Raw genomic sequence first — 10,666 nt, 5'->3', positions numbered from 1 at the left:
AGAAGTTTTCCAAGTTTCCTTAGTAACTTCAACCACTTGCGCTTTCGATCTCTCGTTAGCGGGAGGCGAATTCTACAGCGTTACACGCTGCTGTCAACACCTCTTTTTCAACTTCTTTTGCGCTTCGGTGACCTGAAGCAGCTGACCGTCAAAACTGCGTAACTCATTGTTTACCAAGGAGTTTTCCGTTTCGACTGCGCCGGAAGTGGGGCGAATTATAGACCGTTACAATTCGCCGTCAAGCGCTTATTTCAGCTTTACTCGGATTTGAGCGTAATGCGCGCAAATGCCTTCTTGCCAGCCTGGCAAACGTGGGTTGCGCCCAGTACGTATATAAAGGTGCGATCAACCACTTCACCATCTATACGCACACCACCAGAATTGAGCAGGTCACGCGCCACTGCCGAATTCTTCACCAGGCCTGCCTTATTAAGGACGGCTGCGATCGGCATGTCTTCAGCTGCGGTCAATTCGATTTCAGGCAGGTCATCGGGCAACTCGCCCTCTTTCATCCGGTTGCCTGCAGCACGATGGGCATTGGCCGCCGCTTCTTCGCCGTGGAAACGCGCAACGATCTCCTCGGCCAGCTTGATCTTGATGTCACGCGGATTAGCGCCCGCTTCGACGTCGGCACGCAAGGCATTGATCTCATCCATCGAGCGGAAGCTGAGCAATTCGAAGTAGCGCCACATCAGCGCATCAGGAATCGAAACCAGCTTGCTGTACATCACACCCGGTGCTTCCTGGATACCCACGTAGTTGCCCAACGACTTGGACATCTTCTTCACGCCATCCAGACCTTCCAGCAGCGGCATGGTGAGGATGCACTGAGGCTCCTGCCCATAACCCCGCTGCAGCTCACGCCCCATCAGCAGGTTGAACTTCTGATCGGTGCCGCCCAACTCCACGTCTGCGCGCAAGGCAACGGAGTCATAGCCCTGGACCAGCGGGTACAGGAACTCATGGATAGCGATTGGCTGGTTGGTGGTATAGCGCTTGTCGAAGTCATCGCGCTCAAGCATGCGAGCGACAGTGTATTGCGACGTCAGGCGAATGAAGTCCGCCGGCCCCATCTGATCCATCCAGGTGGAGTTGAACGCCACTTCGGTCTTGGCCGGATCGAGGATCTTGAACACCTGGGTCTTGTAGGTCTCGGCGTTGTCGAGAACCTGCTCGCGCGTCAGCGGCGGACGCGTGGCGCTCTTGCCGCTCGGATCGCCGATCATCCCGGTGAAGTCACCTATAAGGAAGATCACCTGATGCCCCAGCTCCTGGAACTGGCGCAGCTTGTTGATAAGCACCGTGTGACCCAGGTGCAAATCCGGCGCCGTCGGATCGAAGCCGGCCTTAATACGTAGCGGTTGGCCACGCTTGAGCTTTTCGATCAGCTCGGACTCGACCAACAGTTCTTCCGCACCACGTTTGATCAGCGCTAGCTGCTCTTCAACCGACTTCATAACAGACCCGCAAGGCTCGAATTCAAAGGGAACCAACCATACAAGATCACGGGTCAAATACAAAGTTTGGCCGGCGCAATGACGCCAATCCGCCGGCAGAGTGACCGCGGACTTGCTTCAAGGATGATTTGGTTATATTTTATACAGTTATTTCATCTTCATCATGTCATTCATCTTTTCCAATTCATCTTTTTCAAAGTCAAAAATTACCCATGACCAAAGAATCGTCTAAAGCGCCACCGCTTTACCCGAAGACCCATCTGCTCGCTGCAAGCGGTATCGCCGCCCTGCTGAGCCTGGCACTTCTGGTATTCCCTTCCAGTGATGTAGAAGCCAAAAAGACAACCCTGAGCCTTGAACTGGAAAGCCCTGCTGAACAACTGACACAAGATCAAGACGCCGCAGAAGCCGTTCAAGCCACAAATGAAACCGCCGCTTCGCCTTTCGCACAGATCGACAACAGCGCTGAACAGCCCCAGGAAACCGCTCAGGCCGAGCCAGCGCCTACGCCAGTGGTTGAAGAAAAGAAAGCCCCAACCCATCGGGAAGTGATAGTTGCCAAAGGGGACACGCTGTCCACCCTGTTCGAGAAAGTCGGCCTGCCCGCCACTTCCGTGCACGATGTACTGGCCAGCGACAAACAAGCCAAGCAGTTCAGCCAGCTCAAGCGCGGCCAGAAACTCGAATTCGAACTGAACCCGGACGGCCAGCTGGCCACGCTGCACAGCAAGGTCAGCGATCTCGAAACCATCACCCTGACCAGGAACGACAAGGGCTATGCCTTCAACCGCGTAACCGCCAAGCCGAGTGTGCGCTCTGCCTACGCCCACGGCGTGATCAACAGCTCGCTGTCGCAGTCTGCCGCTCGCGCCGGCCTGTCCCACAGCCTGACCATGGACATGGCCAGCGTATTTGGCTACGACGTCGACTTCGCCCAGGATATTCGCCAGGGCGACGAGTTCGATGTGATCTACGAACAGAAAGTCGTCAACGGCAAGGCCGTGGGCAATGGCCCTATCCTCTCTGCGCGCTTCACCAACCGTGGCAAGACCTATACCGCTGTTCGCTACACCAACAAGCAAGGCAACAGCAGCTATTACACGGCTGACGGCAACAGCATGCGCAAGGCATTCATCCGTACACCGGTAGATTTCGCCCGCATCAGCTCCAAGTTTTCCATGGGCCGCAAGCACCCGATCCTGAACAAGATCCGTGCGCACAAGGGTGTCGACTACGCCGCCCCTCGCGGCACGCCGATCAAGGCCGCCGGTGACGGCAAGGTGTTGCTGGCCGGTCGTCGCGGCGGCTACGGCAACACGGTGATCATCCAGCACGGCAACACTTACCGTACGCTGTATGGCCACATGCAAGGCTTCGCCAAGGGCGTGAAGACCGGCGGTTCCGTCAAACAGGGCCAGGTCATCGGCTACATCGGCACCACCGGCCTCTCCACTGGCCCGCATTTGCACTACGAATTCCAGGTCAATGGCGTGCACGTCGATCCCCTGGGCCAGAAAGTCGCGATGGCAGACCCGATCTCCAAGGCCGAACGCGCACGCTTCCTGGCCCAGAGCCAGCCGCTGATGGCCCGCATGGACCAGGAAAAATCCACCATGCTGGCTTCGAAGCGCTAAGCCATGACGCTCTACATAGGCGTGATGTCTGGAACCAGCCTGGATGGCCTGGACATCGCGCTGGTGGAGCTGGACCCGGCGATCAATTTGATCGCCACCCACTACATCCCCATGCCCGACTCCTTGCGCTGTGAGCTGCTGGCATTGTGCGCCAGTGGCCCCGACGAAATAGCCCGCTCGGCAATTGCCCAGCAAAACTGGGTCAAGCTTGCGGCGCAGGGCATCGCCACCCTCCTCGCTAAACAGAACCTGCAGCCCCCAAATATCCGCGCGATCGGCAGTCACGGCCAGACCATTCGGCACGAACCGGCGCGGGGTTTCACGGTACAAATCGGCAACCCTGCCCTGCTCACCGAGCTGACCAACATCACCGTAGTCAGTGATTTCCGCAGCCGTGACGTAGCGGCTGGAGGTCAAGGTGCGCCGCTGGTTCCCGCTTTCCACGAAGCGCTGTTTGAAGAACAGCCTGGCAACCGCGCAGTCTTGAATGTTGGCGGCTTTAGTAATCTGAGCCTGATCGAACCCGGCAAAGCGGTATCGGGTTTCGATTGTGGCCCGGGAAATGTGCTGCTGGATGCCTGGATTCACCAGCAACGCGGCGATAATTACGATCGCGATGGCCAGTGGGCGGCCAGCGGCAAGGTTGAACCAGCGTTATTGCGGGCCTTGCTGAGCGATCCATTCTTCGTGACCCAAGGCCCGAAAAGTACCGGGCGCGAGGTGTTCAACCTGCCATGGCTGACACAGCATCTGTCCCGGCTGACGGCATTCGCTGCACAAGACGTGCAGGCAACGCTGCTGGAGCTCACGGCATTGACCATCGTCGAGTCGCTGCAACAGGCACAATCGGCGACTCGGGAACTGCTGGTCTGCGGAGGAGGCGCGCATAACCTCGCGTTGATGGCACGCCTGGCCAGCCTGCTGCCCGACGCAACAGTCAGTAGCACCGGCGCCTATGGCGTAGATCCTGACTGGGTCGAGGCCATGGCCTTCGCCTGGCTGGCTCACTGCTGCCTTGAAGGTATCGCAGCCAATCGCCCTAGCGTCACCGGCGCTCGCGGCTTGCGCGTGCTTGGCGCCATCTATCCCGCCTGAACATCCACCGAATCCCGCACAGCAAAACGCCGCACAACCCAATGGGAGTGTGCGGCGCTTGATTTGGAATAGACGTGCGATCAGATCGAGAACGAAGAACCGCAACCACAGGTGGTCGAAGCGTTCGGATTCTTGATCACGAAGCGCGACCCTTCCAGCCCTTCCTGATAGTCGACCTCGGCACCCGCCAGGTACTGAAAACTCATAGGGTCCACAACCAGGCTGACACCTTCGCGCTCGACGATGGTGTCGTCATCGGCCACTTCTTCATCGAAGGTGAAGCCGTACTGAAAACCTGAACAACCGCCGCCCGTAACAAATACGCGCAGCTTCAAGCGATCATTCCCCTCTTCATCGACCAGGCTCTTCACCTTGTGCGCAGCACCGTGGGTAAATTGCAAAGCCGTGGGGGTGAAGGATTCGACGCTCATGCTAACTATCTCCCGGCGTTACGCCGCCATAATGCGTGATGACGGGCATTATCCGCTTCTCCTAGAAAATTGGTCAACTATTGTTACGGTATATCAATCACACCTATTGTCAGACCAGAATGCAAAAAGGCCCGCTTAACGGGCCTTTTTGCCGATCAAGGTAAGGCGTTACGGCAGCATGCCTGCGTGGGACAGCCCCAGGCGCTCATCGAGGCCGAACAGGATATTGAGGTTCTGCACGGCCTGACCGGAGGCGCCCTTCACCAGATTGTCGATGACCGACAACACCACGACCAGATCACCATCCTGCGGACGATGCACCGCGATTCGGCAGACATTCGCGCCGCGCACACTGCGGGTTTCCGGGTGGCTGCCAGCGGGCATTACATCGACGAACGGTTCGTTGGCATAGCGCTTTTCGAACAGCGCCTGCAGGTCGACGGAGCGATCGACAACCGTTGCATACAGCGTCGAGTGAATACCGCGAATCATTGGCGTCAGGTGCGGAACGAAGGTCAGACCGACTTCCTTGCCCGAGGCACGACGCAGGCCCTGGCGAATTTCCGGCAAATGACGGTGCCCTTTGACGGCGTAAGCCTTCATGCTTTCCGACGTCTCGGAGTACAGCGAACCGACTGCAGCCCCACGACCGGCTCCGCTGACACCGGACTTGCAGTCGGCGATCAGGCGAGAAGTGTCGGCCAGACCGGCTTCGAGCAGCGGCAGGAAACCCAATTGGGTAGCGGTCGGATAGCAACCCGGCACCGCGATCAGGCGCGCCTGGCTGATTTGCTCGCGGTTTACTTCCGGCAGACCGTATACCGCTTCCTCAAGCAATTGCGGGGCACCGTGAGGCTGGCCGTACCACTTGGCCCACTCATCTGCGTCCTGCAAGCGGAAGTCTGCCGACAGGTCAATGACCTTGGTGCCCGCCGCCAGCAACTCGCCAGCAAGGGCGTGCGCGACACCGTGGGGCGTGGCAAAAAACACCACGTCGCAGGCGCCCAGGGTCTTGATGTCCGGAACGCTGAAGGCCAGGCCGTCGTAATGACCGCGCAGGTTGGGATACATATCAGCCACGGCCAGACCGGCCTCGGATCGGGAAGTGATCACTGCCACTTCAGCTTGCGGATGCTGTGCCAACAGACGCAGCAGTTCGACACCGGTGTAACCCGTGCCGCCGACGATACCGACCTTGACCATAAACCTGCCCTCAACGAACCCACTGGAAAGCCGACGATAATAGGGCCCGTATCGTTCTGCGACAACCGGCAAGGTGACGTGCGGGCGCTCAAGCCTCTACTATTCGGGCTACCGTGAACCTGGGAATAACTAAAATGCTTTATCTGTGGCTCAAAGCGCTTCATATCGTCAGCATGGTCTGCTGGTTTGCCGGCCTTTTCTACTTGCCGCGCCTGTTCGTGTATCACGCGCAAAGCGAGGACACCGTCAGCAAGGAACGCTTCAGCCTGATGGAACGCAAGCTGTACCGCGGCATCATGGGCCCGGCGATGATCGCCACGCTGGTCTTCGGTGTCGCCCTGATCTACCTCAACCCCAGCATCTTCACCCAGGGCGCCTGGATTCACGCCAAGCTAACGCTGGTCGTGTTGCTGATTGGCTACCACCACATGTGCGGCGCCCAAGTGAAACGTTTTGCCCGTGGCGAAAACACCCGCAGCCATGTCTTCTTTCGCTGGTTCAATGAAGTGCCGGTTCTGTTATTGCTGGCTATCGTAATTCTGGTCGTGGTTCGGCCGTTCTAAACTCAACAGACACAACTCACCGGGGTACTTCCAATGTCGCTGCCCGCTTTGCTCGAACAACGTCTGCGCCTGCCTGTAGTGGCGGCGCCGATGTTCCTGATCTCCAACCCGCAACTGGTGCTGGCCTGCTGCAGAAATGGCGTGGTTGGCAGTTTTCCAGCACTGAACCAGCGCGAAAGCAGCGGCTTCAAGGCGTGGCTGGAAGAGATCGAAGCGGGTCTGGCGGTTCTGGACAACCCGGCGCCTTACGCAGTAAATCTCATCGTCCACAACAGCAACCCCAGACTGCAGGCGGATCTGCACATTTGCGTCGAGCATAAAGTGCCGATCGTGATTACCAGCCTGGGCGCAGTCAAGGAGTTGGTAGACGCGGTTCACAGCTATGGCGGCCTGGTGTTTCACGACGTGACGACTCGTCGCCATGCCGAGAAAGCTGCCGAGGCTGGGGTGGATGGCCTGATCGCGGTAGCGGCCGGCGCCGGGGGCCATGCCGGAACATGGAGCCCGTTCTCGCTCATTGCCGAGATCCGTCAATTCTTCGACAAGACGCTGCTACTGGCTGGCTGCCTGAACCACGGCCACGAGATCCTCGCCGCGCAACTGCTGGGGGCTGATCTCGCCTATTTCGGTACACGGTTTATCGGTACGACCGAAAGCCATGCGCCTGAAGCCTATAAACAAATGCTGCTGGACTCCCGGGCGGCGGATATCGTCCATACTCCAGCCGTGTCGGGTGTGCCGGCCAGTTTCATGCGCCAGAGCCTGGAAGCGGCCGGATTCGATACCGCGGCTTTGCAAGGGAAGGGCGAAGTGAACTTCGGTGCCAAACTGAAGCCGATCAGCGACGAAGCCAAGGCGTGGAAGACGGTGTGGTCCGCGGGCCAGGGCGTTGGTGAAATCGACGACCTGCCAAGCGTGGATGAACTGGTGGCACGCCTTGATGCCGAATACCGCAAGGCGCTGGAACTGGCCTCGACGCTGCCCAAACGCTGGCCGCGCTGAGCCCCTACCCGCCTCCTCAATGACCACTCGCGACAAGGATGCCTCGCAATGAGCGAAAACCGTTTCAAGATCATGTTCGACGGAGCTCTGCTGTCAGGCGTTGACATCACCACCGCCAAGCTCAACCTTGCCGAGCTGTTCAAGAGCGATGTGGCTGCCATCGAACGGCTATTCAGCGGCCGGCCGGTTGCGCTCAAACGCGACCTGTCGCACTCCGATGCCCAGACCTATCTTCAGGCACTGGCAAAAACCGGCATTGATGCACGGATCGAAAGTGAACCTTCGATCGAGCTGAGCCTGTCTGACGTCCCTGAACCCGCCCCTGTGGCAGCCTTCGTCCAGGATCCGCAATCGCCTTACGCGCCCCCGCACGCAGCAGTTGGTGAAACGGTGACGGGGTTCGCCCCACTCAAACCGTTCAGCTTCCAGGGTCGTATCGGTCGCTTGCGCTTTCTCGCCTGGACGATGGTCCTGACGTTGGTGACACTTGGCCTGGGCAGCGTATTGGCGCTCATGGGCCTGGCCGTCTTGAGTTCGGACTCGAGCGGCGGCCTGATTCTCGCCGGCCTGCTGGCTTTCATCCTGATCGCCGCGCTCGGGTTCGTGAGCATTCAGTTCAGCGTCCAGCGCCTGCATGACATTGGTTGGTCGGGCTGGCTGTGGCTATTGAACCTGGTGCCTTTTGTTGGCAGCTTTTTTCCTTTTGTCATGATGATCATGCCGGGCAACAGTGTCGCCAACCGCTATGGTGCTCCGCCTCCTCCCAACAGCAACGCTGTCAAAGTCCTGTCTTGCTTGTGGGTGGTATTTATTGCCCTGGTTTTCATTGGCGGCCTGGCCGGTGGCCTCTCGGCCATTCAGGATGAATACCAGAACGCGACCCAAAGCGCTTATGAAAGTGACTCCATCAGCCCTTCCGAGATCGAAGATCAAACCGCGGTGGAAACAGAGCTGGTGCCGAATTCAGCTGACGATGCAGCCGAAGAAGCCCAGCCACCTGTAGACTCTGCGAAAGAATGAACAGCACTCCCCGCCGGTGACACCTGCGTCGCGGGCGCGGAGCTGTTGCGATGGAGAACTGCATGACCCGTTACGCTCTGATCACTGGTGCCTCCAGCGGTATCGGCCTGGCGATGGCCGAAGCGCTGGCCCGGCGCGGCCGTAGCCTGCTCCTGGTGGCCCGACAGCGTGATCAGCTGGAAAGCATTGCCATTGAACTGACTCAACGTTTTGGCGTGGAGGTGCTTTTTCGCGCCTGCGACCTGGGCGAACCCTTGCGGCTGTCCGGTTTCCTGCTGGAGCTTGAAGAAGGCGACCGGCAGATCGACCTGCTGGTGAACTGCGCCGGTATTGGCACCTGCGGCCCGTTCCTCGCACAGGACTGGATGACCGAGCAGGACCTGATCGAAGTGAACATCCTGGCGATGACTCGCCTGTGTCATGCCATCGGCAATAGCATGGCGCTGCACGGTGGCGGGCAAATCCTCAACGTGGCATCGGTCGCAGCCTTCCACCCAGGTCCCTGGATGAGCACCTATTACGCCAGCAAAGCCTACGTACTGAATTTCTCCGAAGGGTTGCGCGTAGAACTGAAGAAGTGTGCGATCAAGGTTTCGGTGCTTTGCCCTGGCCCTACCCGTACCGGATTTTTCCGCACGGCCCAACTGAACACCGACAAGCTGAACAACACCCGGCTGACAATGAGCCCCGAAGAAGTCGCGCTCTATACCGTTCGCGCCCTGGAAAAAAATCGCGCGATCATCATCCCGGGGCGACGCAACCGCTGGCGGGCGTTCCTGCCGCGCCTGGGTTCACGCTGGCTCAACCGGACAATCGCGGGCATGGTCAACAAGGCCTATTGCCCGCGCTGATACCCTGCAAGGTAAAACCCTGGGCCCGGGCCAGCTCCGTGGGTACACTCAGGCCAGACCAAACAACGGAGAAAACAGCTGTGGATACTCTGTTCACCAAGATCATCAACCGGGAGATCCCGGCCAGGATCATTTACGAAGACGACCAGGTTCTGGCCTTCCACGACATCGCGCCACAGGCACCGGTGCATTTCCTGGTGATCCCGAAAAAGCCGGTGCGCACCCTCAACGACCTCACCGAGGAAGACAAAACGCTGGCCGGGCACATCCTCTTCACCGCCCAGCGCCTGGCACTGGAACTGGGTTGCGAGAAGGGTTTTCGTGTCGTGATGAACTGCAATGAAGATGGCGGGCAGACCGTCTATCACATCCATATGCACGTACTGGGTCAACGGCAGATGACCTGGCCGCCGGGCTAAGACATACCGCGACCTGTGTGTAGGAGCTGCCGAAGGCTCGGGCCGCGTTCGGACGATCTTTTGATCTTCTAGGTATCAAAAACAAGATCAAAAGATCGCAGCCTTCGGCAGCTCCTACATAAGCGTATAAAACATCACCGCGTGGCAAATGACCCAACGCAAACCTTCCCCGGCCGATTCGGTTAAACTGGTAGCCGAGATTCTTCCCGGAGGTCAGCATGACTACCCAACGTCACTACTCGCCCATTGACCGTCTACTGCTGCAAGCCGATGCTGCCATGCGTACCCTGCTGCCCTTCAGTGGCCAGCCGTACCGCCCATCGCCCGCTATCGTGCAACCGGATGTGCAGATGAGCGACGAAGACACCCGGCATGTCGCCGGCCTGATGCGCATCAACCATACCGGCGAAGTCTGCGCCCAGGCGCTGTACCAAGGCCAGGCCCTGACCGCCAAGCTGCCGCACGTGCGCGCTGCCATGGAACATGCTGCAGAAGAAGAGATCGATCACCTGGTCTGGTGCGAACAACGCATCCACCAGTTGGGGAGCCACACCAGCATTCTCAACCCGCTGTTCTACGGCATGTCGTTCGGTATTGGCGCAGTGGCCGGTTTGATCAGCGACAAGGTTAGCCTGGGCTTCGTTGCCGCCACCGAACACCAGGTGTGCAAACACCTGAACGAACACCTTGAGCAGTTGCCGGCCGAGGACGAAAAGTCCCGGGCGATATTGCAGCAGATGCGCACTGATGAAGAACACCACGCGGAAAGCGCGCTGGATGCGGGCGGGTTTCGTTTTCCGGCGCCGGTGAAGTTCGGGATGAGCTTGTTGGCCAAGGTGATGACCAAGAGCACCTACCGGATCTGATCTGATCTGATCTGATCTGATCGGTGGGAGCAAGGCTTGCCCGCGATGGCATTCTCCGGATCGCCATCGCGGGCAAGCCTTGCTCCCACAAGAGCGCTGCATCAGCCAGAGGTGTGCGGAAACCA

11 protein-coding genes are annotated in these 10,666 nt (G+C 58.8%); 8 read left to right on the top strand and 3 right to left on the bottom strand.

Translation table 11 applies throughout. The features are described 5' to 3' along the window. Nucleotides 1-257: 257 nt before the first annotated feature. Nucleotides 258-1,457 (bottom strand): tyrosine--tRNA ligase, encoded by a 1,200-nt coding sequence (tyrS, locus tag UB23_RS14520; protein ID WP_045060002.1) that lies wholly within the window; start codon nt 1,455-1,457, stop codon nt 258-260. Nucleotides 1,458-1,669: 212 nt separating this feature from the next. On the opposite strand from tyrS, the gene UB23_RS14515 reads away from it, so the two are divergent. Both UB23_RS14515 and UB23_RS14510 read left to right on the top strand, forming a co-directional pair. Beyond that, nucleotides 1,670-3,091, top strand: coding sequence for a peptidoglycan DD-metalloendopeptidase family protein (locus tag UB23_RS14515; RefSeq protein ID WP_045060001.1), 1,422 nt, complete (start codon nt 1,670-1,672; stop codon nt 3,089-3,091). 3 nt (nt 3,092-3,094) lie between these two features. Then, nucleotides 3,095-4,186 carry an anhydro-N-acetylmuramic acid kinase gene (locus UB23_RS14510; RefSeq protein WP_045060000.1) on the top strand — a complete coding sequence of 364 codons (1,092 nt, stop codon included), beginning with the start codon at nt 3,095-3,097 and terminating at the stop codon, nt 4,184-4,186. Nucleotides 4,187-4,266: 80 nt separating this feature from the next. On the opposite strand, the gene erpA is transcribed toward UB23_RS14510, so the two are convergent. Further along, nucleotides 4,267-4,617, bottom strand: coding sequence for an iron-sulfur cluster insertion protein ErpA (gene erpA / locus UB23_RS14505; protein ID WP_007947969.1), 351 nt, complete (start codon nt 4,615-4,617; stop codon nt 4,267-4,269). A gap of 168 nt (nt 4,618-4,785) precedes the next feature. Then, the gene (gene argC, locus UB23_RS14500; protein ID WP_045059999.1) at nt 4,786-5,820 is read right to left on the bottom strand and encodes an N-acetyl-gamma-glutamyl-phosphate reductase; all 1,035 of its coding nucleotides are present in this window, start codon (nt 5,818-5,820) and stop codon (nt 4,786-4,788) included. Between the two features lie 134 nt (nt 5,821-5,954). On the opposite strand from argC, the gene hemJ reads away from it, so the two are divergent. The 6 genes from hemJ (at nt 5,955) to coq7 (ending at nt 10,541) form a co-directional block, all read left to right on the top strand. Further along, complete coding sequence (gene hemJ / locus UB23_RS14495) at nt 5,955-6,383, top strand: protoporphyrinogen oxidase HemJ (protein ID WP_045059998.1); 429 nt, start codon at nt 5,955-5,957, stop codon at nt 6,381-6,383. A gap of 33 nt (nt 6,384-6,416) precedes the next feature. Beyond that, complete coding sequence (locus UB23_RS14490; RefSeq protein ID WP_045059997.1) at nt 6,417-7,385, top strand: NAD(P)H-dependent flavin oxidoreductase; 969 nt, start codon at nt 6,417-6,419, stop codon at nt 7,383-7,385. Between the two features lie 48 nt (nt 7,386-7,433). After that, nucleotides 7,434-8,405 (top strand): DUF805 domain-containing protein, encoded by a 972-nt coding sequence (locus UB23_RS14485; RefSeq protein WP_045059996.1) that lies wholly within the window; start codon nt 7,434-7,436, stop codon nt 8,403-8,405. 62 nt (nt 8,406-8,467) lie between these two features. Continuing rightward, complete coding sequence (locus UB23_RS14480; protein WP_045059995.1) at nt 8,468-9,256, top strand: SDR family NAD(P)-dependent oxidoreductase; 789 nt, start codon at nt 8,468-8,470, stop codon at nt 9,254-9,256. 80 nt (nt 9,257-9,336) lie between these two features. Beyond that, nucleotides 9,337-9,675, top strand: coding sequence for a histidine triad nucleotide-binding protein (locus UB23_RS14475; RefSeq protein WP_045059994.1), 339 nt, complete (start codon nt 9,337-9,339; stop codon nt 9,673-9,675). Nucleotides 9,676-9,893: 218 nt separating this feature from the next. Next, nucleotides 9,894-10,541 carry a 2-polyprenyl-3-methyl-6-methoxy-1,4-benzoquinone monooxygenase gene (gene coq7, locus UB23_RS14470; RefSeq protein WP_045059993.1) on the top strand — a complete coding sequence of 216 codons (648 nt, stop codon included), beginning with the start codon at nt 9,894-9,896 and terminating at the stop codon, nt 10,539-10,541. Nucleotides 10,542-10,666: the final 125 nt, after the last annotated feature.

This window comes from Pseudomonas sp. ES3-33, assembly GCF_000952175.1.
In the GTDB taxonomy this organism is placed as follows: Bacteria; Pseudomonadota; Gammaproteobacteria; order Pseudomonadales; family Pseudomonadaceae; genus Aquipseudomonas; species Aquipseudomonas gregormendelii.
The sequence above is the reverse complement of the archived record's forward strand: the minus strand, read 5'-3'. Positions and strand labels throughout refer to the sequence as shown.

What these genes read in the sequence shown, in the direction of transcription:
- UB23_RS14480 (WP_045059995.1), top strand. Translation starts at nt 8,468, where the DNA reads ATGACCCGTTACGCTCTGATCACTGGTGCCTCCAGCGGTATCGGCCTG.
- tyrS (WP_045060002.1), bottom strand. Translation starts at nt 1,457, where the DNA reads ATGAAGTCGGTTGAAGAGCAGCTAGCGCTGATCAAACGTGGTGCGGAA.
- argC (WP_045059999.1), bottom strand. Translation starts at nt 5,820, where the DNA reads ATGGTCAAGGTCGGTATCGTCGGCGGCACGGGTTACACCGGTGTCGAA.
- UB23_RS14515 (WP_045060001.1), top strand. Translation starts at nt 1,670, where the DNA reads ATGACCAAAGAATCGTCTAAAGCGCCACCGCTTTACCCGAAGACCCAT.
- UB23_RS14490 (WP_045059997.1), top strand. Translation starts at nt 6,417, where the DNA reads ATGTCGCTGCCCGCTTTGCTCGAACAACGTCTGCGCCTGCCTGTAGTG.
- UB23_RS14510 (WP_045060000.1), top strand. Translation starts at nt 3,095, where the DNA reads ATGACGCTCTACATAGGCGTGATGTCTGGAACCAGCCTGGATGGCCTG.
- coq7 (WP_045059993.1), top strand. Translation starts at nt 9,894, where the DNA reads ATGACTACCCAACGTCACTACTCGCCCATTGACCGTCTACTGCTGCAA.
- hemJ (WP_045059998.1), top strand. Translation starts at nt 5,955, where the DNA reads ATGCTTTATCTGTGGCTCAAAGCGCTTCATATCGTCAGCATGGTCTGC.
- erpA (WP_007947969.1), bottom strand. Translation starts at nt 4,617, where the DNA reads ATGAGCGTCGAATCCTTCACCCCCACGGCTTTGCAATTTACCCACGGT.
- UB23_RS14485 (WP_045059996.1), top strand. Translation starts at nt 7,434, where the DNA reads ATGAGCGAAAACCGTTTCAAGATCATGTTCGACGGAGCTCTGCTGTCA.